We start from the raw sequence: 23339 nt of genomic DNA, 5'->3' as shown, positions 1-23339 counted from the left end.
ATATTCCGATACCCGCATTCTTTTATTTTCGGAATTCGTTTAGGCAATCCCTTCGCTATTGATTCCGCCTGCTCTCAGCGTCAAGCGCACTTGCCTCGCTTATCACGTTACGCTTTCTGTGGCACTAAATGATTAACCCTCCTAACTAATTGGGTATCTATTAGCAATTTCTCTAACTGAAATGGATGATAATCATGGGATGGGACACAAGAAGCGCCGGAAACTGGGCAAAACATCACGCCGAACCGGGGCCAACGAATAACTGTGCATCGTATGTGCGCAAGGCCATAAAGGCAGGGGGCGTGACCGTAACAAACACGCAAAACGCCAAAGATTACGGCCCAATGCTGGAGTCTGCGGGGTTTAGAAAAATATCTTCAACGCAATCCCCCAGAGCTGGCGACGTGGTAGTGATTCAGCCTTACGCGGGAGGACACGCCGCCGGTCACATGGCTATTTACGACGGCCAGGATTGGTATTCAGACTTTAAACAGCGGGATTTTTGGGGCGGTCCTGGATACCGTTCGTCAAAGCCAGCGCATCAAATGTACAGGAAGGATTGATGAAAGCCCTTTATGTTGTTCTCATGATATTTGCAATTACCGCGTGCAGCTCAGGACGCGATAACGCAGAACGGCGTGTTTCAGATTTCTACACTTACTATCTAAACGTGTTTGCAAATAGTGAAGAGAAAATAAAGCCTGCGCCTGAAAAGATGGATGAATATATTTCGAAGGATACGCTAGCCCAACTAAATACTATCTCTCATATTTATGAGCAGGAGATTATCGACACCGATTACTATACATATGCGCAAGATTATTCAGCAGATTGGATCCCCTTATTGAAAGTTGGAAAAGCTAAAAACTGTTTTGGTGGTGAATACGTCGATGTTTGGTTGGGTCGACAAAACAATCAGACGTATCAAATTGGAGTCTACCTAAAAAGAGAGGGCGGCAAGTGGAAAATATACAGAGTGAAGAATGTTACCGCCGGTTATGAGCATTACATATTTGACGCGCACGCCATTGAGAAAGCGAAGCAACATGCTGCAACCACCAATTAAATAGGGAGATTATGACGGCCGCTAAATTAATCCCAATTCGCGGCCGACCTTAACAGTCATTATGCTTTTCTTTCGCCCTCCGGTGGATTCAACAACGTCAGCGCTACGGAATGTTTTATGATTCAGCCGTCGTTTAAGGATATAAGAGCCCACTCCCGCCAGCGTCAGTCGCTGGCGAGTCAGATATTGCAGACCGTAGAGAACCTGTCATTACGCACCCACAGTGATGAGGATAAGTACGTTCTGCAATATATTGCCCGGTATGTCAAAAAGGGCATCAATGATTCAGACAGAATACGCAGTATGATTAAACGCGCGGTGGACTTGAATACCGTCATGGAACGTATGCGAAAAATGCTGCTATCAACACCAAAGAATTATAAAAAATGATGCACGCCAGGGCCGAAAATGGCTATTCGGCCCTTTTATCAGGCAATTGTCGCAATACGCTCCCGACCGTTACGTTTGCCTTCTCGCTTAAGGGGCCGGAGACATCATCTCGTCCAGAATGCTACTGACCTGTTTCATCACCCTTCCCGCCTCGGTAAGCCCGTTCTTTTCCTGTTCCTTCACCCACTCAGACTGAATCTCCTGGTATCGGGTGGCGGCTTTCCATTGCGCAACGTCTTCAGAGTGCAGGACCCTGACCGTCGCACCGCTTTTTTCCAGATCGGCGACTTGTGTGGTGAAACTTTTATCCATTACGGAACCCAGGGATTGATAAGCAACGTCAGCGGCCCGTTGAATCGCCGCCCGATCGTCGCGGGAAAGGTTATCCCAGGTATTTTTATTCATCACCAGCAGGTAAACATGCCCAAGCCAGAGATCCCGCGAAACCAGCACATCAGGCGCGAATCGCTGAGCATTTAACGCATAGCCGCTATCCACATTCAACATTAATCCGTCGAGACTTCCGCTTTGTAAGGCCTTGTAGGTTTCATCTCCCCAGGGCATGGTCACAGCTTTAGCGCCGACATTTTTCAGAAACCCCTGGTGCCAGAAACTGGCGGAGCGCCACGTTCCCCCCTTAAGTCCTTCAGGATTACTCAGCGCGGTAGTGCTAAAAAAAGCCAGCGGATAGCCGGTCGCAATGAAAACATTCACCACATTTTCTTTCTTGAGTTCTGCCGAAAAATCCGGGATATCCGCATAAACGCGGCGAAAGAAAGCAACCTGCTTTTCCCCGGCAGGGCCGACGGGGAAGCTTTTAAAGATTTGCTGCAATGGTAATGCCTTAGCCGCATATTCAGGTACAACAACGGCCATATCCGCTTTGTCCCCCTTTCCCGCCAGAGCCAGAGCCGTATAACCATCACTTAGCTCACCTCCCCAGTGCGCCTCTACCTTCAGGCGACCACGCGACTCTTTTTCGATTGCGGGGAAAAATACGTCATTGATAAAACGAGTGCGCATTCCACCCAGCGGTTCATGGTCGCTGTAGATTAGGGTTTGCGCAGCCGAAGCTGCACCGGGAAACATTAGCATCGCAAACAGAACGGCGATGCATTTTCGTCCTGGTATAGTGGTGAGCATTTCTCTTATCCTTTTGAGAATCATGATGATCGCAGTCGCTGATGAAGCTTAAACAACGGGTTCAGACAGCCAGCGCTGCCCTTCGGTTTTCATCTGCTGTTCGAGCGCACTACCGCGCGTTGCGAATACACGCGTGACCGGAAATCCGCTTTTTTCCAGCAGGTATGCCAGCGCGGCGTATTCTCGCGGGTATTTTGCTACCGCGCTTTGATCAATATCGACCACGCCCAGCGGGAAGGTAAAACTCCCCATGTCATAAATGCTCTGGCGTCTGAAGAGCTTCCACACGCCATCGCGTTTTTCTGCCATATCGTAAAAGCGATTATGGGTCACCATCCCCAGATTCAGCTTCACATTCTCGCCGATGATCATGGCATTGGTTTCTACAATGGCGCGGTTGACGCTGCTATTGAAGGTCACTACCGGCGTGCCAATCAAATGCTTGGTGCGGATATCAGAGGCGCCCATACGCATTGAGCCGTCAACAAAATCGCTCGCCAGCCCTTCAAACCAGGTTATCTCAATGGTGCCATCCGGGTGAAACAGCCCGCGAAGTTGCTCCCATTCGCCCAGATCGCGATGCATCCAGCCAGTGAGAAGATCGGTAATTTGCTGACGATCCGCCAGGTGATTGTGCATAATTTTTACTCCAGCCAGTTAAGTGGATTCAGTTTCCTCGCCATTAACGTTAAAATCCAATAGATAAATCTTACAGATTATTCAGTTTAGATGAATGATGAGGCCATCGTATGGATCTGCGCCACTTACGCTATTTTCTTGCCGTTGCACAAGAAGGACACTTTGGCCGCGCCGCCGAAAAACTCAATATTGTTCCTCCCGCGCTGAGCATGCAGATCAAGGCGCTGGAAGAAGAGTTAGGCGGCCCGCTGTTTATTCGTACCAGCCGGAAAGTTGAGTTAACCGAAGCGGGAAAATTGTTGCAGACCGAAGCGCAACGCACGCTTGAGCAGGCGGAACATGCCCGTCTGACAGTACAACGGTCGATGCGCGGAGAAACGGGTCTTGTGCGCGTTGGCTTTGCTGGCAACGCGGTGTTCAGCGGCAAATTGACAGAAGATCTGCGCGCCTTTCGCCAGGCCTATCCCGATGCGGAACTGGTTGTGTGCGAAATCGCACCGTTGCTACAAGCGGATGCCATTTTGAGCGGCCAGCTCGACATTGGTTACACACCCGATCACCATAACGTACGCCAGCCAGAATTAGCGGCTGAAAAAATAGGCCTCTGGGGCCGGATGGTCGCCATCGCCGACGATCATCCGCTGGCTTGTGAAACCCATTTGACGGTAGATATGCTGGCTGAAGAGCCCCTCATTTTCTACGACACCCACCGTGCGGATGAGCCGCTTTATATGATGCTCACAGAGATTATGGGTCATGTTCCGCACGTCGCCCATTGCACCTCCAGCACGCTCAGCGTACTGGCTCTGGCCGCCGCCGGGCAAGGGCTGGCGCTGGTGCCTGAACCGCTGATGCACATCGCCATTCCCGGCCTGGTCTATCGCCCTCTCGACGCGCCGGAATTATCGGCCAATCTGATGCTGCTCAGCAGAAAGAACGACAATAACGGCGCGGTAAAGGCTTTTCTGGAGATTGCGCGGAGAAACGTCAGAACCCCGTCAGACCCGCGCTGATATTTGTCGGCATCCCGGAGCGGCGCTCCAGCGCCTCGTTGACGCGATGAATGTCAACGCCGTCGCCCTTCATAAAAGTACGCATCACCGGCGTGATCGGCAGCGGTACTTTTTTGTCAGATTCAAATTCAGTGCGATTACGCGATAACGGCTCATGCACTTCAATCCAGCGACTGCCGTCCGCTTCGACGGTGGTTTTCACCGGTTGATCGATAATCTGCACGCGAGTGCCCACCGGTACATTGTCAAACAGGTATTTGATGTCATCGTTACGCAACCGGATGCACCCCTGGCTCACGCGCAGCCCAATACCGAAGTTCGCATTTGTGCCATGAATGGCATACAGCTTACCGATATAAATTGCATACAGCCCCATCGGGTTATCCGGCCCGGCGGGGACAAACGCGGGCAGACTTTCGCCTCGTTTAGCATATTCACGTCGGGTATTCGCCGTCGGCGTCCAGCTCGGCGCCTCCTGCTTACGCTCTACCGCAGTCACCCAGTTACGTGGGGTTTCTCGCCCCGCCTCGCCAATGCCAATCGGCAGGACATCAACGGTATCGCCCCCTTTCGGATAGTAGTAAAGACGCATTTCCGCCACGTTAACCACAATGCCTTCACGCACGGTATCCGGCAAAATAAGCTGCTGCGGCACCACCAGCGTCGAACCGGACTTCGGCAAAAAGACGTCCACATCGGGATTCGCTTCGAGCATATTGCTCAGCCCTTGTCCGTACTGCGCCGCAAACGCTTCCAGCGGTTGAGTATTATTGTCCGGGACGGTTATCGTCAGCGGGTTACCGACCAGAAGACTCCCTTCTGGCGGTAGTGGATAACTTACCGCCAGCGCGCTCTGGCTTGCGAACAGCAGAATAAAAGAACAAAACAGTTTCACACGAGGCATCATTTCCCTTTCCTCAAATCGCAGCAGATGTCGGTTAATTATAGCTTTTTTATCGCCTTTCCGACGTTAACAGCGAATGAGCGCCACCGAAGGGAAACGATACGGCTTATCTTTATTTACCATTCGGCAGGACAATATTACTTGCCGCCAGTTGCCCCATGTTGCGGTACATCGCGCAGGCGGCTTCAACGATGGGCATTGCCAGCGCTGCGCCGCTGCCTTCGCCAAGACGCATTCCCATATGCAGATACGGCTCCAGCTCCAGGTGCTCCAGCGCAATCCGCGCGCCCTTCTCTGCTGAGAAATGCGACGGAATCAGATACGGTTTAATTTCCGGCGCAATCTGACACGCCGCCAGCGCCGCAGAATAGGAGAGAAAACCATCCAGCACAACCGGCAATCCACATGATGCGGCGCCCAGCATCACGCCCGCCATACCGACCAGGTCAAAACCGCCCACCTTCGCCAGCACCTCAACGCCATCACGCGGATCGGGCCGGTTCACCGCAATAGCGCGGCGCACAACCTCAACTTTATTGCCAATTCTGGAGAGCGGAAGATTCGCGCCAATCCCCACCACATCTTCGGCATCGCTACCGGTCAGTACACTCACAATCGCCGCCGCAGGGGTGGTATTCGCCATTCCCAGTTCGCCAACGCCAAACAGCGTTACGCCGCTTTGCGCCAGTTCGCGGGTGTAGCGCATCACTTCCAGCAGCAGTTCTTCGGCCTGAACGCGGCTCATCGCCGGGCCTGTCGCGATATTCCCGCACCCACGCGCCACGCGCATATTCACCACGCCGGGGATCGGGTCGGCATCAATCCCGACGTCAATCACATGGACTTTTGCCCCGGCCTGAGCAGCCAGTACGCAAACACCGGTTGTTCCCTGCGTCATGTTGGCCGCCTGAATGGCGGTGACAACTTTCGGCGAGACCGCAACCCCTTCATCCCACACGCCATGATCGGCACACATCACCAGCATCGCCTTCTTACCGACATGCGGAGTGCCGTTGAGACCGGGCATCCCCGCTAACTGTACAGCCAGCGCCTCCAGGCGCCCGAGGCTGCCCGGCGGTTTGAGCAAGCCGTCGATGTGCTGCCGGGCGTGCGCCATTGCGTCGCTGTCCGGTTTGGGAATGTCACGGAGTAAAGAGGTTAACGTCTGCATAAGGGTTCTCATCGTGTTGGCTGGCTCACAGCAGAGCCAGCAGGAAGATCAACTCGCCAAGTTCAATCGCCGCACCCAGCGTATCGCCGGTTTGCCCACCCAACGTGCGTTTTAATAATTGCCCAAGAATAAAAATTGCCGCCAGAGTGACCACCAGCGCAGCGACCCCGCGCATCCCCGGCATGAGTATCGCCGCGAGAATAGCGGTTAATCCCAGCGTAACGCAGGTTTGTCGCCCGGTAACTTTGCCGATAAACACGTTGCCCAGCCCTTCTTCACGGGCATAGCGATGACGATACATCAGCAATACGGCGACACCGCGCCCCGCCGCGCAGGCCATCGCCAGCGCCGCCAGCATCGGCGTGCCTCTCAGCGCCAGTTCGCTAATCACCAGCACTTTCGCCAGCAGGACAAAAATCAACGCCAGCCCGCCGTGGGTGCCCAGGCGGCTGTCACGCATAATTTCCAGCATCCGCTCCCGGCGGCGGGCGGAAAAAATACCGTCACAGGTATCCGCCAGACCGTCGAGGTGAAAACCGCCGGTCAGCAGCGCCAGCGTCAAAACGCAAAACAGGGCCGCCAGTGGAATGCCGCACCAGGACTGAAGCGCCACAAACACCAGGCCGCCAATCGCGCCCAGCAGCATGCCGATTAGCGGGAATGTCACAATACCGCGGGAATACTCCTCAAAATCCAGCCCCTGAGACCAACGGGTCGGAACAGGCAAACGCGAAATAAAAGCGAGCATCGCCCAGAACAACTTACTCATTTAATTTTGACTCCAATACCCGATACCACTAGCCAGACCTCATCCGCCGCCGCAGCCAGACGCTGATTGACGCGCCCGGCGATGTCGCGAAAATGTCGCGCCAGACGATTTTCCGGGACAATGCCCATGCCCACCTCATTGGTCACCAGAACCACCTGAGCCGGACAGTGCTGACAGGCGTCGATCAACGCGCAAATTTCGTCTTCAATCGCCTGCTCCATCGCCGCGTAATCCCAGTTGTCCGGGTTCGTATCGCCGCCCATCGCGAACAATAAATTGGTCACCATGGTCGTGATACACTCCAGCAGAATGGCCTCTTCGGGGGCGTTATCTGGCGTAATCAGCGCATCAAGATGCCGCCAGCATTCCGCTGTCCGCCAGTGCGGCGGTCTGCCATCCCGATGGTGCTGAATCCGCGCCGCCATCTCCTCGTCAAAAATCTGCGACGTGGCGATGTACAGCACCTGCGGCGAATCCGCGATTAACGCCTCCGCATGGCGGCTTTTCCCGCTGCGCGCGCCGCCGGTCACCAGAATCATCATACGGGCTCCTGGTGCTGTTGCATGATGGTATAAATTTTCTCAATATCGATGTGTTGTCGCATCGCATCCGCCAGCAGATCAAACTGCTGCGATTTATATTGCGCGTAATGGAAGGCGTGATCCAGCGGCGTCAGCCCCTTACGCACGCGCAGGCCATTGACCAGCGCCCGCGTGAACGCATCGCTGTCGAACAAGCCATGAAGATAGGTGCCAAAGACCAGTCCGTCGTCCGTTACCGCGCCGTCAGCGATAGCGTTTTCGCCTTTGCGTAACGTCATGGCTGGCTGGCATTGTGCATTCAGTGTCGTCTCGCCCATATGAATTTCATACCCGCGCACCGCCAGGCCAGACGCCGCCGCCAGCCATCCCGGCAGCGCAGAGGCCATCTGCCCTTCAACCTGCGTGGTGGTTTTATCCTGCGCGAAATGCGTGACGGTATTAAGCAGCCCAAGACCGGGGAGTGTGCCCAGCCCGGACTCCACCTCATCAATAATGGTGTCGCCCAGCATCTGATAGCCGCCACAGATGCCTGCCACCGGTACGCCCTGACGATGCGCCTGCAACACGCCATGCGCCATTGCGCTTTCACGCAGCCAGACCAGATCGCCAAGCGTATTTTTGCTGCCTGGTAGAATTATCAGGTCCGCGCCCGCCAGTTCCTCAGGGTGGCGCACATAGCGCACGCGAACATCCGGCTGCGCCGCCAGCGCGTTGAAATCGGTGAAATTCGAGATGTGCGGCACCTGAACAACGGCAATGTCGATATCACGCCTATCGGTACGCAGGTATTTGCCTTTTTGCAGCGCCACGCCATCCTCATCTTCAAGATCGACCTCCAGCCAGGGCATCACGCCCAGAACCGGCACGCCGGTCAGCGCTTCAATTTGTTCAATGCCGGAGTAGAGCAGCGTCACGTCGCCGCGAAACTTATTGATGATCACCCCTTTCACTCTGGCGCGTTCACTATCATGCAGCAGCGCCAGCGTACCGTAGATAGAGGCAAAAACGCCGCCGCGATCGATATCCGCCACCAGAATGACCGGGCATTGCGCCATTTCCGCCATCCCCATATTGACGATGTCGCGGTCACGCAGGTTTATTTCCGCCGGGCTACCGGCGCCCTCCAGCACCAGAACGTCATATTCTTGCGCCAGGCTATTGTAAACCGTGAGGATCTGCTCACGCAGACGCGGCTTATATTCATGGTAGCTAACCGCGTCCATATCGGTGGCGACTTTGCCCATCAACACCACCTGCGCTTTCCGATCGCTGGTCGGTTTTAGCAGGACCGGATTCATCCGCACATCCGGCGCAATCCCCGCCGCTTCCGCCTGGAAAATCTGCGCGCGTCCCATCTCTTTGCCGTCCGGCGTGATGCCGGAATTCAGCGCCATATTCTGTGACTTAAACGGCGCCGTGCGCAGGCCATCCTGATAAAAGATGCGGCACAGCCCCGCCACCAGCACGCTTTTACCTACATCTGATGCCGTTCCCTGCAACATTACTGCCTGCGTCATGACGCCTCCTTCAGCGCGTTTTCTCGCATACGCCCAAAAAATTCTTCTTCCGTTTTACACAGCGGCAACCCCAGTTGCGCATGCAGTTTGACCAGCCACGGTTGCGTCAGCCCGGCTTGTTCGATCAGTTCAGTGCGTGCAAACACCTCCCCCGGCTCACCGTATGCCAGTACCTCGCCACGGCGCAGCACGTAAACGGCATCGCTGACTTCATAAATGAGATCAATATCATGGCTGGAAATAACCACATGATTCCCCTGCGCCACAATCCGCTTGATGATCGCGATCATCTGCGTGCGCCCGGCAGGATCAAGCCCGGCAGTGGGTTCATCCAGCAGCAGGTAGCGGGCCTGCAACACCATCGCGCCCGCAATCGCCACGCGTTTTTTTTGCCCGTGGCTTAAACACTGGATCGGCTGATGACGGAAATGCTGCGCATCAACCAGGGTCAACGCATCGTCCACGCGGCGGGCTATCTCATCCTCAGCCACGCCTAGATTTCGCAGACTAAAAGCGATATCGCTGTCGATATCGGTATAAAAAATTTGTTGATCGGGGTCCTGAAAAACGGTTGCCACCTGTTGGCGCAGTGCCAGCAGCCCGCGCTTACTGTAATCCAGCGCTTTTCCCTGCCACAAAACCTCGCCTTTTTGCGGGCGCAGTAAACCGCTCAGGTTCATAAATAGCGTCGATTTTCCGCAGCCGTTCGCGCCCACCAGCCCGGTAACCGCATGGGGGGAGAAATCCAGCGTTAGCCCCTTGAGCACCTGCTCATCCTGATAGCGAAACCAGAGACCGGAGGTGGCAAGCATACGAATCCTTACAGGTGAAAATCACCCTGATACAGTTTGATATCAAGCACGGTGGTCATTTGCTGATAGCGGATAAGCACACGCGTAAACAGCAAACCCACCAGCATTGCCAGAGAACGATAGCCTTTCGGCAAACTACGATAGCCAAAACGCAGCGTTTGCGCGCGATGAATGGCCAGCGCTTCGTCTAACAGGATAAAAATAAAGCGCCATGTCAGCAGGATCTGCTCGGTCAGCAGCCGTGGCACATGCGCGCGCTTAAGCAAAATAATCAGTTGCGGAAACGGCAGATTCAACACCAGCCAGAACGTCGCCGCCAGCGCGCTTAGGCTGCGCCAGAAGGTTTCATTGGCGGTATTCAACCCTGACGAAGTCACCCCCAGCCAGTAATCGCCAACCGGAACGCTTGCCAGTAACGAGTGGGGATCGCGGCTCACGCTGAATAAGATCGTCACCACGCCCACGCTTAAAAAACCAAACGGTATCGCCATCCAGCGACACCAGCGCCAGAACGAAATCCGCAGCAGCCAGCAGCTCAGCCCGGCGATGAGCGCCAGTTCAATACCCTGCCCCAAAGGAGGCAGGGTAAAGGCCAGAATCATCATCATCAACCAGAGCAAAAACTTACGCACCGGCGTAACATGAAGCCAGCGGCTCTGGTAGCTGAGTCGATCAAGCCCGGTCATCACGGCGCTGTCTGCCTTTGCTGTAACCGAGAATATAGAAAATCACCGCCGCGCCAAGCGAACCTTGCAGCGTAAACAGCAGGCTTTCAATTTCACCGCTGGCCGGTTCATACAATGGCTGGAACCACGGTTCATAGTGCGGCGCCACCACCTGGATCTGGCTTTCCGCTTCGCCGTCAGAGCCACCGAACTCACCGCCATGATCGATAAAAAACGGCAGGATCACCAGGGCAATCACCATAGCTAACAATATCAGCGTCTTTTTCATCTTAATGTCCTTGTGCGGTAATCAACCGGCGTTTGGTCAACTGGTCGTAAATCATGACGGTCAGCAGCCCCTCCGCGATCGCAATGGGGATCTGCGTCAGGCAGAAAATCCCCATAAATTTAATCACTGAACCCATTGCCCCAGCCTGCGGGTCCGGGAATGCCACCCCAAGCTGCACCGACGTCACGAAGTACGTCACCAGATCCGCCAGCATGGCGCAAAGAAAGACGCCAACATCGCGGCGCAGCCCGGCGCGGCAGGCCATTTGCCATACCAGATACCCGACAACGGGGCCGATAACCGCCATCGACATCCCGTTCGCACCCAGCGTGGTCAGGCCGCCATGCGCCAGCAGCAGCGCCTGAAACAGCAGCACAATCGCCCCGAGGATCGCCACAACGCCTGGGCCAAATAAAATCACCGCAAGCCCTACCCCTGTCGGGTGCGAGCAACTGCCTGTAACAGAAGGAATTTTCAGCGCCGACAGCACGAAGATAAACGCCCCGCACAATGCCAGCAGCACCTTCTGGTTGTTATCTTCCTGCACGATACGGCGCAGGCGCACCAGTCCGTACCACAGGCACGGTAAAAACAGCACCCACCAGGCCAACGCCCACATCGGCGGCAGAAATCCCTCCATGATATGCATGGCGAACGCCTGCTCCGGGACAACCATCAGCAATAACGCCGCAGCTAACCCGCTGAAAGACAGCTGTTTTAGCTGTTGTTCAAGTTTCATTCTGCATACTCCCACTGTTTGTTGACCAGAATGGTCGAAAAATAGGGCAGCGGCTGCTCGTCGCTGACCTCATTCAGGTGACGCCAGCACTGCTCACCGGGCAGCGTGGCTTCTGCCATCATCAGGGCGCACTCCAGCAAACCTTCCTGTTGCAGCAATGCTTTAATGCGCGCGAAGCGACCGTAGACCTTCATCAGCACCAGACTGTCATGCTGTCTTAACGCCTGCTGAATTGTCTCTTCCGCCGCGGTGCAGGAGATCACCGCCAGCGATTGTTGTTCCATCGCCAGCGGCGTTTTCGCGCGGGCGGCAATGGCGGCAAACGAGGTGACGCCAGGAACGATTTCCAGCCATGCCGGGTTGCCGATCCGCTGGAGTAAAAAGACCCAGGTGCTGAACAGCATGGCATCGCCGAGGGTGATGAACCCCACCTGTTTACCCGCCTCCACTTCCTGAACCAGCGCTGCGGCTACCTCATTCCAGACGGCTTCTTTTTCCGCGCTGTCGGCGCTCATCGGAAAGTGGCAGCAGCGGACTTCCGTCTGCTCCCCCAGATACTCACGCACAATAGAGAGCGCCAGACTGTCGCCGCCTTTGCGCCCTGCCGGAGCGTAGAGGATATCGAGCGAGCCAAGTATTCGCGCCGCGCGCACGGTGATCAGATCGGCTGCGCCCGGCCCGGTGCTTAACGCATACAGTTTTCCACTCATGCCGCTTCCTCCATGGCCGTATTCAGCGCCTGTTGCAGATGCGCCACGAACATGGCGCGTACCGCCGGATTCTCCCCCAGACCGCTCAGCCACGGCGTCGCCGGGATGCCTGCGGCGTTGAACTGCGTTTTCCAGGAGTCCTCTTCATCGGAAGCCATATCGTTGATGGCATGATCGCCGGCGACAAGCATCAGCGGCATCAGATGCACCGCCGTTACGCCTTCCTGACGTAAGCTCCCGATGAGAATATCCACCTCCGGGTAACTCTCAACCGCTCCCACACGCGCCGGAAAACGCTGCGCCGTCATCATATGGTCCAGACACGCATAGGCCGCAAACGCGTGGTGGCTGGCGCCGTGCCCCATAAACACCACTTTCTCCGTCGCGCCAAGCGTCGGCATCTGCTGCTGTAAAGCCTGCATCAGCTGCGCGTAATCGGCATGGCTGCTCAACAGCGGCACGCCGAGCGTAAGACGGGTAAATAACGGGCGCAGAGTCTGAACTTCACGCACAATTTTTTCGTATTCGTCGCCGTTAATAATGTGCAGGGACTGAATCGCCACATCCTGATACCCCTGTTCAGCAAGCTTCTGCAATGCCTGAAGCGGCGTATCGATTTCAATGCCGTCACGCTGTTTGAGCTTGCGGATAATCATCCCGGAGGTGAACGCGCGAAACAGATCGCGATCCGGGCAGCTGGCTGCCAGATCGCGTTCGCAGGCCACAATGTTCTTCTCACAGGTGTCGTGATAGCTGGTGCCAAAACTCACCACCAGAAGCGCTTTTTTCATCTCTTACTCCTTAAGCAGCGGCCAGCCAGCGCGCCAAACGCTGCGCAAATGCGGCCTGACTTTCCAGTAACTCATCACCCGTTACAAGCGTTGCCGGGCGGGTAATCACGATGCAGGGGATACCGGCATCCAGACAGGGTTGAACTTTTTCCTGATAACCGCCCTCCGCCCCCGATGCTTTTGTCACCACGACATCGGCCTGGCACTGACGATAAAACGCCGCGTTAAATTCAGCGCTGAACGGCCCGCACAGGGCAAAAATCTCACCAACGCCAAATCCCAGGTCGGCACATTGCTGAATGACCTCAGGAACAGGTAAGACGCGGGCCAGCAGTTTTTTGTGCGGCAACCCGGCTCGCCAGGTCGCCAGATCTTTACTTCCGGTCGTTAACAGAACGCGTTCGCCAAAGCGCTGCGCCACATCGCAGGCCTCAGCAATCGTGTGGACATGGTGCAACAGCGGGTGCGTAAGCTCGCTGAGCTGTTCCGGGCGCTGGTAGCGGCTCAGCAACACCCCCGCGCGTTCACAGGCGTGCATAATGTTGCGGCTGACGACCTCGGCATACGGGTGCGACGCATCAATGACCCAACGCGTGCGGTGCGCTTTCAGCCAGGCCACCATCTCCTCTGGCTCCAGGCGCCCGCAGCGGATCTGACCTTTAATGTCGCCAGCCAGCTGCTTTCCTGTCGGCGTGGCAACCGACAGGGTGTATGCCACCTTTGCCGCATCCAGTTGCTGACACAGCATCCGGGCATCGCTGGTGCCGCCCATAACCAGCACGTCGCCGTAACTCACAGTACGTAACCTCGCGGCGTGATCATCAGACCATCCTGTACGTAAGTGGCTTTGTTGCCGACAATCACCAGGCTGGTCATATCGACAGGCTCAAAATCCATATCGCCGAGCGTGGTCAGCCATTTTTCCTGCTTTTTACGCCCGGCCGACTTCACCACGCCAACCGGCGTTTGCGCGTTTTTGCTGGCGGACAGCAGTTCAAAAGCACGCGCCAGATGACCTTCACGGCCACGGCTGCGCGGGTTATAGAAACAGATCACGAAGTCTGCTTCTCCGGCGGCGATAATCCGTTTTTCGATGACCGGCCACGGCGTCAGGAGATCGCTCAGGCTGATATGACAGAAATCGTGCATCAACGGCGCGCCCAGCAGGGAGGCCGCCGCGATACTGGCGGTCATGCCGGGGATCAGCCGCACTTCAACATCCAGCTTCTGTTTGCTGACCAGTTCCAGCACCAGCCCCGCCATGCCATAAATCCCCGCATCGCCGCTGCTGATCAGCGCCACATTGTGTCCGGCCTGCGCCAGTTCAATCGCCGCCTGACAGCGTTCGATCTCTTTGCACATTCCGGTTTTGATCACCTGCTTGTCGCCGGTAAAGGCTTTTACCAGATGGGTGTACGTTTTATAGCCAACGACAATTTCCGCCGCCTGTAAGGCTTCTACGGCTTCCATCGTCATCATTGCCTGCGAGCCAGGGCCAATTCCAATTACGCTTAACATCAGTGTGAAACTCCCAAAGTAATAGTGACGCCCTGTTCGCGCAGGGTTTCGCCAGACAGTTTTCCGTGACTTAACAGCCAGGCCGCCGGGCCGGATACGCTGCCCACACCGACGGTTTGCCGCACAAATCTGGAGGCCGGGAAGCGATGTTCATGCTCACGCAACGCGTCAGCGGTAAAGGTTTCAAAGGGAACGCGACAGCAGGAGGCAAGCTGGATTAATCCTTGCTCATCTTTTTTGAGCGAGACGCTGCCAATCGCTTTCAACGCCAGCGGATCAAATTTCTGCGCCTCCAGCTGTCGCGCCAGCAGCGCTGCCAGCAGCGGGAACGGCGTATCGCGGCGACAGCCGATTCCGGCGACCACCCGCTGCGGCACCAGTTTCCAGTGCCGAACGGGTATTTCTGGCAATTCATTGCGCAAAGTGATGCAAACCAGCGCATCAAGCTCGGGAAGTTGATGCAGGTCGGTCACGGTGATGAACCCGCGTCGATCGCAGTGACTGACATCGTCTGCCAGTTCCTCATCCCACCACAGCCCGACGCGCTGGTGGCTGACCAGCATCTGGTTGACGATTTTTACCGCCGAGCGGAAGTCGGTCATCCGGGCATTGAGCTGAAATGCCAGCGTATCAAGCGCCGCCATATCGTTAACGTCAGTCGCCGTCGTGATAACCGGATCGGCGCCGAGCATGCCCGCCAGATAGCGGGTCAGCGCATTGGCGCCCCCCGCATGACCAGAGAGCAGGCTGATCACATGCTGGCCCCGTTCATCGATCACCACCACCGCCGGGTCGCTGAATTTGTCGTTTACCAGCGGTGCCAGCACGCGTACCGCGATGCCGGTCGCACCGATAAAAATCAGCGCCGAATAGTTAGCAAACGCATCGCGGGCCGATTGTGCAAATCCGCCTTCGAAGGGCATAAACCCGTCTTCCAGCAGTTTCTCACTGGTAAAGCAGGTTAACGGCAGCATCGCCGCCAGCCGCTTCGCAAGCTGTACGCCGCCGGGCGTCAGACAAAACAGGGCTATAGATTCAGGCTTTACGGTATTCATGGCTAAAGTCCGCCGCATAGAGTTTTGAGTAGTGATACTCATCCCCCAGGAAATTCCCGACCAGAATGAGCGCCGTTTTACGGATACCCGCCTCACGTACTTTGTCACCGATATCCGCCAGCGTGCCGCGCACGGTCTGGCTTTCCGGCCAGGTCGCTTTGTAGATAACCGCCACTGGCGTGGTGGTCGGATAGCCACCTTCAATCAGCCGCTCGGCAACCCGGTGAATACGCTGCACGGAGAGATAAATCGCCATTGACGTCTGGTGGCTGGCGAAGGACTCCAGCTGTTCACGTTCCGGCACCGGAGTACGCCCTTCCAGGCGGGTAATGATGAGGCTTTGCGAAACTTCCGGGACGGTATACTCCACCCCCAGCTCCGCAGCAGCGCCGAGAAACGCGCTGACGCCCGGCACCACCTGCCAGTCGATGCCGCGCCGGGTAAGTTCTTCGCCCTGCTCACGCACGGAGCCGTACAGCGACACATCGCCCGTTTGCAGGCGTACGACCGTTTTTCCGGCCTTCACGCCCGCTTCCATCAGATCCAGAATTTGCTCCAGATGCAGTTCGGCGCTGTCGTGGCACTCAGCGCCTGGCGGGCAATAGTCCAGCAGTTCAGTATTAATCAGCGATCCGGCATAAATAACGACCTGCGCCTGTTGCAACAGGCGATAACCTTTGAGCGTGATCAGTTCACGATCGCCCGGACCTGCGCCGACAAACCATACACAGCGGGGATCAAATGTCTCAGACATGGTTCTCTTCCTTCTGACAGGCGATAACAAAAACAGGATTATTCGGTTTGAAATAGTGGCCATTGCCGAGGGGAGTGAGTGACGACACCTGCACTTGCAGGCAATCCACCTCATGGATGCCAATCTGTGTCAGATATTCCAGCGCAGTATTCAGGTTTTCCTGAAGGATAAAGGTCATCACCAGACGGCCGCCGGGATGCAATTGCCGCATAGCCCAGTCAATCAGCGTCGTCAGATGGCCGCCGCTCCCGCCCATAAACACCGCATCCGCTTTTTCAGTCATCGTCATCGGCGCTTCACCCGGCAGAATGTCGATATTGCCGCAGGCAAAATGCTGGCGGTTTTCATCCAGCAACCGCAGGGCTGCCGGGTTACGTTCAATCGCCGTAACGTGCAGCGAAGGGTGCTGTAACGCCGCCTCTATCGACACACTCCCGGTCCCGGCGCCTACGTCAATCAGATGGCTGGCACGGTGCAAATCAAGTTTTGACAGCGCGAGCGCGCGAACCGCTTCTTTGGTCATCGGCACGTTCTCGCCACGTAGAAAAAGCTCATCTTTCATCAAGGATCACCACTGCGTTCATGTCATAGTCGGCATTGACTTCACTGACGCGCAGCCAGTGAATCCGCTCGTTTTCCATTGCCAGGTTTTCGCCTATCACCATCCAGCGATGCCCCTTGTCGCGCGCCATTAACTGCGTCGCAATTTCTCGCGGCCCGCAGCGGGCATCCGTCACCATCGCGACCTTGCGATGACGCGCCAGCTCATCAAAACAGACGCTGCGACCGTGGCTGCTGGTCAGCCACATATCGTTCATATCGATACCCGATTGCGCGCACAGATATTGCACTGCGCTGATACCGGGAATAATGCGCACCCGCTCAATGCCAAAATGGGCCACCATGCGCGTCCCGATGCCGTAAAACAGCGGATCGCCGGACGCCAGCACCACGATGCGTTTGTCCTGCTGCCCGGCAATCCAGTTGAGCAATTCCGCAATATTGGCGCCCAGAACAAACTGTTCGCCGGTGAACGCAGGAAACTGCAATAAATGACGCTTTCCCCCCACCAGCACATCGGCATCCGCCACGGCCTCGCGTGCCGCTGGCGTCATCAAATGCAGCCCTGCCGGCCCCATGCCCACTACCGTTAGCATTGCATTTCCTCCACAATCTCTTCGATCGGACGATTGCTACCGAGGATCTGGTTATCAAAAGAGAACATGATGGCGTCGCAGGTAGGTGGCGTTTTCGTGAAGCGCAGCATCTGCATCACGCGCATACAGATGCGTTGCGCAAGATGGTTGTAAATATGTTGAAAACCGTATGCTTCAATGTGCTCCATTGCCGCTTCGGTGGTGTCGCAGTCGCTGACCCGAGTCAGTAACTCAAGCGGCGCGCCAAGCAGCGCCAGATGCGCCACCAGGGTTTCCATGCGGGCATCTGCGATGTGGCTGTGAGTGTGGAAAATTCCCGCGGCTATTTTAATCAACTTACCGGGATGGCCGATCAACACGATATGGCGGTATCCCAGACGTACCGCTTCTTCAATCATGTAACCGACAAAATTGCTCATGGTGACGACAACCTGCGTGTCGATACCCATCTGTTCGCGCACAAAGCGCTCGCCGTGGTTTCCCGGCACCAGCACAACGCGTTCCAGACCGGCGGCGCGTTTGATTTCCAGCTCCAGCGACAGCGAGCGTTTCCAGCTCTCCTCCGACATCGGAGTGACAATGCCGGTGGTTCCAATGATCGAAATACCGCCCAGAATACCGAGGCGCGCGTTATAGGTTTTCTGCGCCCGTTCTTCCCCCTCCGGGGCAAAAATTTCAATATCCGCTCCCCGCGCCGGGCCTATCGCTTCGCGTACTACAGACTCAATGGTATGGCGCGGAGTACGATTAATCGCCGCGCTGCCCACCGGCAGTCCAATTCCCTTACGCGTCACGGTTCCCACGCCTTCTCCGCCCTGCAACGTAATCTCGCCGCTATCGTTCAGCGTTACGCGGGCAAAAATCAGCATTCCGTGCGTGGCATCGACATCATCGCCGCCGTCCTTACGGATCGCGGCAATCGCCTGCCGCCCTTCAATGTGCGGCGACTCGACGTTCAGGCACAATGTCACCCCGGACGGCGTAACGATGGAGACCTGATGAATCAGATGCTGGCGTAACACCATCAACGCAGCGACTTTTGCCGCAGCGGTCGCGCACGATCCGGTGGTATACCCTTTTCGCAACGCTTTGCCGTTGTGCCAGACAGGCGCGTCGAAGGATTGATCGCTCATCGCGCCCCCTGCAAGTAATAGAGCATGGCGTTTACGATCGCGGCGGCGACGTTGCTTCCTCCTTTGCGCCCCAGCGCTGCGATAGCTGGCAACGCGCTTTTCGTCAGCGCATCTTTAGACTCCGCCGCCCCGACAAACCCGACCGGTACGCCTACCACGCCGCTCACGGCAACGTCATGCTCAAGCAACCGGAACAGCGCCGTCGGCGCATTGCCGAACACAAACACCTTTTCACTCTCTTCCGTCACGGCGATATCCACCGCCGCCATTGATCGGGTAATTCCCTGCGCTTTTGCTTCCGCCACGACTCGCGGATCGCTGATATAGCAACGGCATTCACCGCCAAACGTCGCCAGCAATGTTTTATTGATGCCGGAAAGCGCCATTGTGGTATCGGTATAGATAATGGATGGGCGACTCAGCGCCGCGCAGAGTCGCTCCAGCGCGTCATCGGAAAACCAGAGAATATCCAGCCAGTCAAAGTCGGCGGTGGTGTGAATCACCCGCTTGATGATCGCTTCGTGAAGCGGGCTGGCAAACTGATACTCCGGGCGTGTCTCGCGAATGATCTCGCCAATGATGTCGAAACTTTTGGCCTCAATCGCCTGGGGCTGCTGAATATATTGCATCGTCTGTTATCCTCAGGCTGCGCCAACCAGCAGGCACCGTACGGCGATAAACAGCGCCAGTGCCAGGGTCGAGGCTACCCACATCAATCGAATCGTTCGGGAAATGTCATCTACTGAAATGCCGCGCTGCGCGTCGCCTATCCAGGGTTTTTCAACACGCTCGCCAAAGTAGTCATTCGGGCCGCCAAGACGAATACCCAGCGCACCGGCAACAGAGGCTTCTGACCACGCGCAGTTAGGACTGCTGTGGTTGTAGCGATCCCGCCAGCCGATATGCAGGGCGCGATAGCCGTCGTAACGACACAACGCCGCGGCAATGCTCAGCAGCAGCCAGCTCAGACGCGCCGGGATAACGTTCGCAATATCATCCAGACGGGCGCTGACCATACCAATGGCGCGATATTTTTCGTGTTTATAGCCAACCATTGAATCGAGGGTATTTACGGCTTTGTACGCCATTGCCAGCGGCGCGCCGCCCAAAAAGAGGAAAAAAAGCGGGGCGATGATGCCGTCTACGGTGTTCTCGGCGACCGTTTCCACCACGGCACGATTAACCTGTTCAGGCTGTAACTGTGAGGTATCCCGTCCGACAATCCATGACAGCTTCTCGCGGCTTTCAGCTAAATCGCCCGCCCGCAGCGGGCGTTCAACATCGCGGGCAGCATTCGCAAGACAGCGGCCAGCCAGCACGGTAAAAATCATCCAGATCTCTACCAGCCAGCCAAACCAGGGATGGATCGCGCTCGCCAGCGCCAGCACGCCCCAGGAAACCGCCCACGTCACGCCGACCACCACCAGCCACATCACCGCTCCGCCAATGCGCAGCGATCTGTCGCTATGGCAGTAACGCCGTACAACACGTTGAGTTGCTGAAATTAAATTGCCAATCCAGCGTACCGGATGCGGCCAGTTCTGCGGATCGCCAATAACGAAATCCAGAAGCCAGGCGATACACCACGCAAGCACGGTCATAGCGCCTCCCTTCCTGCCGCCAGCCAGTGGTTCAGCATTGCAGGGCGTTGTGCGAAATGAACGTGAAGGTAGCTTGCAAAGGTATTTCCCACCTGCCAGCCGCCAGACCATTCCTGCAATGTCTTACCATCGCGGACTTTACGGCACGCCATCACCGCCGGGTTTTCCGGGAGAAAATCAGAATAGTGGAACTCATGTCCACGCAGCACTTCGCCTGCCGCCGCCAGCAGCGTTTGCTCTCTGGCCTGCGCTTCGCAGTAGCCAAAGCGGGTCAACCGTTTCCCCATTTTGCTGTGCCCCGGAATCACATCCACCATCCGATGAATCTCTCCACTGGCGTCCTCCAGGGTACTGCCGAGGTACATCAGCCCGCCGCACTCTGCGTAAATCGCCACGCCGCGCTGATGGGCGGCGCGCATTTGCGCCAGCATTGGGGTGTTCGCCGCCAGCGCGGTAGCGTGTAGCTCGGGGTATCCGCCTCCCAGCCAGATCATCTGGCATTCCGGCAGCGTGCTGTCATGCAGTGGACTGAAACGCGTCATCGTTACGCCAGTACGTTCCAGCAGTTTGATGTTATCGGGATAGTAAAAGTTAAACGCTTCGTCATCCGCGATGGCAACGGTAAGTCCTTTTCCCGCCTGCGGGTCGGGTAACGCCGGCCACTCGCCAGCAGGCAGCGCGGTTAGCTGACTCAGGGAAAGAAGCGCATCAATGTCCAGCGTTCGTTCAAGCGTATCGGCAAAATCCTGCCACGGCTGTTGATTAACGACGGACTCACGCGCGGTAATCAGCCCCAGATGACGCTCCGGCAACGCCACGCCTTCCACTCCGGGAACATAGCCAAGCACCGGTAGCGAACAATAGCGTTCAATCGCCGTTTTCAGGAGTTGGTAGTGAGTTTCGCTATTAACGCGATTAACAATCACGCCAGCGATATTGAGGTCAGGATCAAAGTGCTGAAATCCCATTACCGTCGCGGCAATGGAGGTAGAAACGGCTTTACCGTCCACCAGCAAAATCACGGGGCAGCCCAGCTGTTTCGCCATCGCCGCCGTACTACAGTAGTTCGGGTCGGTGCCATAGCCGTCATAGAGTCCCATCACGCCTTCGATCACCGCGACGTCCGCCTGCTGCATGTGTTCACAAAACAGCGCGTTAAGCACGGGCTCCGGGAGCATAAAGCTGTCGAGGTTACGGGACGCACTGCCGCATACTGCCGTATGCCAGCCGGTATCGAGATAATCAGGGCCGACTTTGCATGGCTGAACACGCATTCCACGTCTTTTCAGCAGACTCAGCAGACCAAGCGTGACGGTGGTTTTACCACAGCCGCTTCCGGTTCCTGCGAGAATAAATGCGTGAAGCTTTGCCGCCATACCCTGATCCTGTTCAGGGTGGTAGAGGTATTGTTTAGCTACGTATTACCCCAGTCTTTCGACTGTACGCTACTGAGCAACCCACTTCCCACCGAAGTTGTTGGTAAATACCGACAGGCAGGTCTTCTGGCTTAGCGTCCTCCTCGCCCGTCCTTCCCAATCTTGCGATCAGTGGTCTTACGGGGTCGTCAGCATCACAGCAGCGGGGGCTGCGGGGGATTCTCACCCCCTTCCCTGACACAAATGTGCCAAACCTGTCGGTTGATGTTATGAGCATCACTTTCTCGCTCATAACGACAATTAAATTTTAATTACCTGTTACGCGCCATTATGCCAACGCAATGGTGTAATGACGCCTGTTTTGAATGAAACACTGCGCAAAAGAATAATGAAACCTATTCATAATGACACTGTATCTCATCACAAAAATAAAAACTGGCTCAGTTTATCCTTCAGATAACATTATTTTGTTGCGCTATGACAATTTATTGCTCTGCTATAGTTTTTTTCATTTTATAATGACTGACATACAATACGATATCAAAAATCGGCAATAGCAAAATATTGCTATTTATGCGGACTCGGCGGACGAATTATCATTTATTTGCTGACGGAAAGCCTGTGGCGTGATCTGATAGGTCTGACGGAACACTTTGCAAAAATAACTGGTTTGAGAAAAGCCTAAATTACGTGCAATGCTGGCGATACTCCAGTCACTGTGACAAAGCAGCTCTCTGGCGCTGGCCATGCGCTGTTGGTTTACCCAGGCATTAAAACCGATTCCCTGATATTTCTTGAATAACTTACTAAAGTAGTACGGGCTGAGGTAGACGTGAGAAGCGACATCCTCAAGGCGAAGATCGTCCGATAAATGCGCGTCAATGTAGCGTAACGCTTTCTTCATTTTGCTGTCGTGGGGATTGGGCCCACGTTGCGAACGAGCAGGTTCCGCTTGCGGCGGATTGTCTTTGATAACAACAAAATTAAGTTGTTTTTTAAGGCAATTTTCCACAATCAGCTTCAGCAGATCCGCAGAGGCTATCACCCGCGCGTAGTCCATTTCGGGGACGTTTCGGAACTCATTCAACAGTTCAGGATCGGCCTGCCAGCGATCATCGACATTAAGAATATCAACCAGTCCGACATCATCGCTTAAACGTACCTGACCACATAACACAAACCCCACCAGATGACCGGCAATCACCAAAGGAATGGAGAAATCGGTTAGCCCGGCATGGCAACGATAAATACAGGGCTGATCTGATTTTGACGCTTCCAGCCCCCCGCAGCGATCGCTCATACGGCAACGAATACTGTGTTGAGGATGTTGACGCATTAGCTGACAAAAAGGCGTGAAATTGAATAACTCAGAAATTTCATCACCGTGAATATTGACAACCACGACCGCCAGACTGGTGGCTTGTGCAAAATCCTGTGCGATTTTATTAATGAGTTCTGAGTTCAGGGCACTCGCAGAAATCATGATAAAACCCCTCAGTTAATTTATTGTTGCAAATAGAACATTTATTTCACATTTACCTTTCATCATCACCATACTGTATTAGTGATAAAAAAGTATAAGGGA

The 23339-nt window shown here is 55.6% G+C and carries 28 protein-coding genes and 1 riboswitch; of the genes, 4 read left to right on the top strand and 24 right to left on the bottom strand.

The window, feature by feature from the left end; genetic code table 11:
* Window positions 1-194 precede the first annotated feature (194 nt).
* The 3 genes from OGW17_RS06150 (at window position 195) to OGW17_RS06140 (ending at window position 1456) form a co-directional block, all read left to right on the top strand.
* Window positions 195-563, top strand: a complete 369-nt coding sequence (locus OGW17_RS06150) for an NlpC/P60 family protein (protein WP_024130212.1) — start codon at window positions 195-197, stop codon at window positions 561-563.
* Window positions 563-1066: a YqhG/Tai3 family protein gene (locus tag OGW17_RS06145; protein ID WP_071258850.1), complete on the top strand. Its 504-nt coding sequence runs from the start codon at window positions 563-565 to the stop codon at window positions 1064-1066. Before OGW17_RS06150 ends, OGW17_RS06145 begins: the two co-directional genes overlap by 1 nt.
* Before the next feature lie 117 nt (window positions 1067-1183).
* Window positions 1184-1456: a hypothetical protein gene (locus OGW17_RS06140; RefSeq protein WP_047462780.1), complete on the top strand. Its 273-nt coding sequence runs from the start codon at window positions 1184-1186 to the stop codon at window positions 1454-1456.
* A gap of 87 nt (window positions 1457-1543) precedes the next feature.
* On the opposite strand, the gene dctP is transcribed toward OGW17_RS06140, so the two are convergent.
* Both dctP and OGW17_RS06130 read right to left on the bottom strand, forming a co-directional pair.
* Window positions 1544-2599, bottom strand: a complete 1056-nt coding sequence (gene dctP, locus OGW17_RS06135; RefSeq protein WP_181821202.1) for a TRAP transporter substrate-binding protein DctP — start codon at window positions 2597-2599, stop codon at window positions 1544-1546.
* A 48-nt stretch (window positions 2600-2647) separates the two neighbouring features.
* The gene (locus OGW17_RS06130) at window positions 2648-3238 is read right to left on the bottom strand and encodes a nuclear transport factor 2 family protein (RefSeq protein WP_012131798.1); all 591 of its coding nucleotides are present in this window, start codon (window positions 3236-3238) and stop codon (window positions 2648-2650) included.
* 110 nt (window positions 3239-3348) lie between these two features.
* Here OGW17_RS06130 and OGW17_RS06125 point away from each other — a divergent pair, with 110 nt between their 5' ends.
* Window positions 3349-4251, top strand: a complete 903-nt coding sequence (locus tag OGW17_RS06125) for a LysR substrate-binding domain-containing protein (protein ID WP_071258852.1) — start codon at window positions 3349-3351, stop codon at window positions 4249-4251.
* Here OGW17_RS06125 and ldtA read toward each other — a convergent pair.
* The 22 genes from ldtA to pocR form a co-directional block, all read right to left on the bottom strand.
* Entirely contained in the window at window positions 4226-5155 is a 930-nt protein-coding gene (gene ldtA / locus OGW17_RS06120; protein ID WP_071259071.1) for a L,D-transpeptidase, read from the bottom strand. The two genes, OGW17_RS06125 and ldtA, sit on opposite strands and share 26 nt — an antisense overlap.
* A gap of 112 nt (window positions 5156-5267) precedes the next feature.
* The gene (gene cobT, locus OGW17_RS06115) at window positions 5268-6326 is read right to left on the bottom strand and encodes a nicotinate-nucleotide--dimethylbenzimidazole phosphoribosyltransferase (RefSeq protein WP_071258854.1); all 1059 of its coding nucleotides are present in this window, start codon (window positions 6324-6326) and stop codon (window positions 5268-5270) included.
* A gap of 25 nt (window positions 6327-6351) precedes the next feature.
* Window positions 6352-7095 carry an adenosylcobinamide-GDP ribazoletransferase gene (gene cobS / locus OGW17_RS06110; protein WP_058669344.1) on the bottom strand — a complete coding sequence of 248 codons (744 nt, stop codon included), beginning with the start codon at window positions 7093-7095 and terminating at the stop codon, window positions 6352-6354.
* A complete protein-coding gene (gene cobU / locus OGW17_RS06105; protein ID WP_071258857.1) occupies window positions 7092-7637 on the bottom strand; it encodes a bifunctional adenosylcobinamide kinase/adenosylcobinamide-phosphate guanylyltransferase in 546 nt (181 codons plus the stop codon). Before cobU ends, cobS begins: the two co-directional genes overlap by 4 nt.
* Window positions 7634-9154: a cobyric acid synthase gene (locus OGW17_RS06100; protein ID WP_071258860.1), complete on the bottom strand. Its 1521-nt coding sequence runs from the start codon at window positions 9152-9154 to the stop codon at window positions 7634-7636. Before OGW17_RS06100 ends, cobU begins: the two co-directional genes overlap by 4 nt.
* The gene (locus OGW17_RS06095; protein ID WP_012131791.1) at window positions 9151-9966 is read right to left on the bottom strand and encodes an energy-coupling factor ABC transporter ATP-binding protein; all 816 of its coding nucleotides are present in this window, start codon (window positions 9964-9966) and stop codon (window positions 9151-9153) included. The genes OGW17_RS06100 and OGW17_RS06095 overlap by 4 nt, the downstream gene beginning before the upstream one ends.
* Window positions 9967-9974: 8 nt before the next feature.
* Window positions 9975-10652, bottom strand: a complete 678-nt coding sequence (locus OGW17_RS06090; RefSeq protein WP_071258863.1) for an energy-coupling factor ABC transporter transmembrane protein — start codon at window positions 10650-10652, stop codon at window positions 9975-9977.
* Window positions 10639-10920 carry an energy-coupling factor ABC transporter substrate-binding protein gene (locus OGW17_RS06085; protein ID WP_012131789.1) on the bottom strand — a complete coding sequence of 94 codons (282 nt, stop codon included), beginning with the start codon at window positions 10918-10920 and terminating at the stop codon, window positions 10639-10641. Before OGW17_RS06085 ends, OGW17_RS06090 begins: the two co-directional genes overlap by 14 nt.
* 1 nt (window position 10921) lies before the next feature.
* On the bottom strand, window positions 10922-11659 hold the full coding sequence (cbiM, locus tag OGW17_RS06080) for a cobalt ECF transporter S component CbiM (RefSeq protein WP_012131788.1): 738 nt from the start codon (window positions 11657-11659) through the stop codon (window positions 10922-10924).
* Window positions 11656-12369 carry a cobalt-factor II C(20)-methyltransferase gene (locus tag OGW17_RS06075; RefSeq protein WP_012131787.1) on the bottom strand — a complete coding sequence of 238 codons (714 nt, stop codon included), beginning with the start codon at window positions 12367-12369 and terminating at the stop codon, window positions 11656-11658. Before OGW17_RS06075 ends, cbiM begins: the two co-directional genes overlap by 4 nt.
* A complete protein-coding gene (gene cbiK / locus OGW17_RS06070) occupies window positions 12366-13160 on the bottom strand; it encodes a sirohydrochlorin cobaltochelatase (protein ID WP_012131786.1) in 795 nt (264 codons plus the stop codon). The genes OGW17_RS06075 and cbiK overlap by 4 nt, the downstream gene beginning before the upstream one ends.
* A 10-nt stretch (window positions 13161-13170) precedes the next feature.
* A complete protein-coding gene (locus OGW17_RS06065) occupies window positions 13171-13956 on the bottom strand; it encodes a cobalt-precorrin-6A reductase (protein WP_012131785.1) in 786 nt (261 codons plus the stop codon).
* Window positions 13953-14678 (bottom strand): precorrin-3B C(17)-methyltransferase, encoded by a 726-nt coding sequence (locus OGW17_RS06060; protein ID WP_012131784.1) that lies wholly within the window; start codon window positions 14676-14678, stop codon window positions 13953-13955. Before OGW17_RS06060 ends, OGW17_RS06065 begins: the two co-directional genes overlap by 4 nt.
* The gene (cbiG, locus tag OGW17_RS06055) at window positions 14678-15733 is read right to left on the bottom strand and encodes a cobalt-precorrin 5A hydrolase (RefSeq protein WP_049011682.1); all 1056 of its coding nucleotides are present in this window, start codon (window positions 15731-15733) and stop codon (window positions 14678-14680) included. Before cbiG ends, OGW17_RS06060 begins: the two co-directional genes overlap by 1 nt.
* Window positions 15714-16487, bottom strand: coding sequence for a cobalt-precorrin-4 methyltransferase (locus OGW17_RS06050; protein ID WP_012131782.1), 774 nt, complete (start codon window positions 16485-16487; stop codon window positions 15714-15716). The genes cbiG and OGW17_RS06050 overlap by 20 nt, the downstream gene beginning before the upstream one ends.
* The gene (locus tag OGW17_RS06045; protein WP_047462740.1) at window positions 16480-17049 is read right to left on the bottom strand and encodes a decarboxylating cobalt-precorrin-6B (C(15))-methyltransferase; all 570 of its coding nucleotides are present in this window, start codon (window positions 17047-17049) and stop codon (window positions 16480-16482) included. The genes OGW17_RS06050 and OGW17_RS06045 overlap by 8 nt, the downstream gene beginning before the upstream one ends.
* A complete protein-coding gene (locus OGW17_RS06040) occupies window positions 17039-17644 on the bottom strand; it encodes a cobalt-precorrin-7 (C(5))-methyltransferase (protein WP_047462737.1) in 606 nt (201 codons plus the stop codon). The genes OGW17_RS06045 and OGW17_RS06040 overlap by 11 nt, the downstream gene beginning before the upstream one ends.
* On the bottom strand, window positions 17638-18777 hold the full coding sequence (gene cbiD / locus OGW17_RS06035; protein ID WP_012131779.1) for a cobalt-precorrin-5B (C(1))-methyltransferase CbiD: 1140 nt from the start codon (window positions 18775-18777) through the stop codon (window positions 17638-17640). The genes OGW17_RS06040 and cbiD overlap by 7 nt, the downstream gene beginning before the upstream one ends.
* Complete coding sequence (locus OGW17_RS06030) at window positions 18774-19406, bottom strand: cobalt-precorrin-8 methylmutase (protein WP_012131778.1); 633 nt, start codon at window positions 19404-19406, stop codon at window positions 18774-18776. The genes cbiD and OGW17_RS06030 overlap by 4 nt, the downstream gene beginning before the upstream one ends.
* A 12-nt stretch (window positions 19407-19418) precedes the next feature.
* A complete protein-coding gene (cbiB, locus tag OGW17_RS06025) occupies window positions 19419-20378 on the bottom strand; it encodes an adenosylcobinamide-phosphate synthase CbiB (RefSeq protein WP_071258865.1) in 960 nt (319 codons plus the stop codon).
* Window positions 20375-21754 carry a cobyrinic acid a,c-diamide synthase CobB gene (locus OGW17_RS06020; protein WP_071258867.1) on the bottom strand — a complete coding sequence of 460 codons (1380 nt, stop codon included), beginning with the start codon at window positions 21752-21754 and terminating at the stop codon, window positions 20375-20377. Before OGW17_RS06020 ends, cbiB begins: the two co-directional genes overlap by 4 nt.
* 99 nt (window positions 21755-21853) lie before the next feature.
* Window positions 21854-22027: riboswitch (cobalamin riboswitch) on the bottom strand.
* Between the two features lie 298 nt (window positions 22028-22325).
* Entirely contained in the window at window positions 22326-23237 is a 912-nt protein-coding gene (gene pocR, locus OGW17_RS06015) for a transcriptional regulator PocR (protein ID WP_012131773.1), read from the bottom strand.
* Window positions 23238-23339: the final 102 nt, after the last annotated feature.

Source organism: Citrobacter sp. CK181 (assembly GCF_030333595.1).
GTDB classification, from domain to species: domain Bacteria; phylum Pseudomonadota; class Gammaproteobacteria; order Enterobacterales; family Enterobacteriaceae; genus Citrobacter_B; species Citrobacter_B koseri.
Note: the sequence above shows the minus strand (reverse complement) of the source record. Positions and strands in the feature narration are given on the sequence as shown.

Bases quoted from the DNA above. Each gene is read 5' to 3' on its own strand.
- OGW17_RS06150 (WP_024130212.1), top strand. From the start codon at position 195: ATGGGATGGGACACAAGAAGCGCCGGAAACTGGGCAAAACATCACGCC.
- OGW17_RS06145 (WP_071258850.1), top strand. From the start codon at position 563: ATGAAAGCCCTTTATGTTGTTCTCATGATATTTGCAATTACCGCGTGC.
- OGW17_RS06140 (WP_047462780.1), top strand. From the start codon at position 1,184: ATGATTCAGCCGTCGTTTAAGGATATAAGAGCCCACTCCCGCCAGCGT.
- dctP (WP_181821202.1), bottom strand. From the start codon at position 2,599: ATGCTCACCACTATACCAGGACGAAAATGCATCGCCGTTCTGTTTGCG.
- OGW17_RS06130 (WP_012131798.1), bottom strand. From the start codon at position 3,238: ATGCACAATCACCTGGCGGATCGTCAGCAAATTACCGATCTTCTCACT.
- OGW17_RS06125 (WP_071258852.1), top strand. From the start codon at position 3,349: ATGGATCTGCGCCACTTACGCTATTTTCTTGCCGTTGCACAAGAAGGA.
- ldtA (WP_071259071.1), bottom strand. From the start codon at position 5,155: ATGCCTCGTGTGAAACTGTTTTGTTCTTTTATTCTGCTGTTCGCAAGC.
- cobT (WP_071258854.1), bottom strand. From the start codon at position 6,326: ATGCAGACGTTAACCTCTTTACTCCGTGACATTCCCAAACCGGACAGC.
- cobS (WP_058669344.1), bottom strand. From the start codon at position 7,095: ATGAGTAAGTTGTTCTGGGCGATGCTCGCTTTTATTTCGCGTTTGCCT.
- cobU (WP_071258857.1), bottom strand. From the start codon at position 7,637: ATGATGATTCTGGTGACCGGCGGCGCGCGCAGCGGGAAAAGCCGCCAT.
- OGW17_RS06100 (WP_071258860.1), bottom strand. From the start codon at position 9,154: ATGACGCAGGCAGTAATGTTGCAGGGAACGGCATCAGATGTAGGTAAA.
- OGW17_RS06095 (WP_012131791.1), bottom strand. From the start codon at position 9,966: ATGCTTGCCACCTCCGGTCTCTGGTTTCGCTATCAGGATGAGCAGGTG.
- OGW17_RS06090 (WP_071258863.1), bottom strand. From the start codon at position 10,652: ATGACCGGGCTTGATCGACTCAGCTACCAGAGCCGCTGGCTTCATGTT.
- OGW17_RS06085 (WP_012131789.1), bottom strand. From the start codon at position 10,920: ATGAAAAAGACGCTGATATTGTTAGCTATGGTGATTGCCCTGGTGATC.
- cbiM (WP_012131788.1), bottom strand. From the start codon at position 11,659: ATGAAACTTGAACAACAGCTAAAACAGCTGTCTTTCAGCGGGTTAGCT.
- OGW17_RS06075 (WP_012131787.1), bottom strand. From the start codon at position 12,369: ATGAGTGGAAAACTGTATGCGTTAAGCACCGGGCCGGGCGCAGCCGAT.
- cbiK (WP_012131786.1), bottom strand. From the start codon at position 13,160: ATGAAAAAAGCGCTTCTGGTGGTGAGTTTTGGCACCAGCTATCACGAC.
- OGW17_RS06060 (WP_012131784.1), bottom strand. From the start codon at position 14,678: ATGTTAAGCGTAATTGGAATTGGCCCTGGCTCGCAGGCAATGATGACG.
- cbiG (WP_049011682.1), bottom strand. From the start codon at position 15,733: ATGAATACCGTAAAGCCTGAATCTATAGCCCTGTTTTGTCTGACGCCC.
- OGW17_RS06050 (WP_012131782.1), bottom strand. From the start codon at position 16,487: ATGTCTGAGACATTTGATCCCCGCTGTGTATGGTTTGTCGGCGCAGGT.
- OGW17_RS06045 (WP_047462740.1), bottom strand. From the start codon at position 17,049: ATGAAAGATGAGCTTTTTCTACGTGGCGAGAACGTGCCGATGACCAAA.
- OGW17_RS06040 (WP_047462737.1), bottom strand. From the start codon at position 17,644: ATGCTAACGGTAGTGGGCATGGGGCCGGCAGGGCTGCATTTGATGACG.
- cbiD (WP_012131779.1), bottom strand. From the start codon at position 18,777: ATGAGCGATCAATCCTTCGACGCGCCTGTCTGGCACAACGGCAAAGCG.
- OGW17_RS06030 (WP_012131778.1), bottom strand. From the start codon at position 19,406: ATGCAATATATTCAGCAGCCCCAGGCGATTGAGGCCAAAAGTTTCGAC.
- cbiB (WP_071258865.1), bottom strand. From the start codon at position 20,378: ATGACCGTGCTTGCGTGGTGTATCGCCTGGCTTCTGGATTTCGTTATT.
- OGW17_RS06020 (WP_071258867.1), bottom strand. From the start codon at position 21,754: ATGGCGGCAAAGCTTCACGCATTTATTCTCGCAGGAACCGGAAGCGGC.
- pocR (WP_012131773.1), bottom strand. From the start codon at position 23,237: ATGATTTCTGCGAGTGCCCTGAACTCAGAACTCATTAATAAAATCGCA.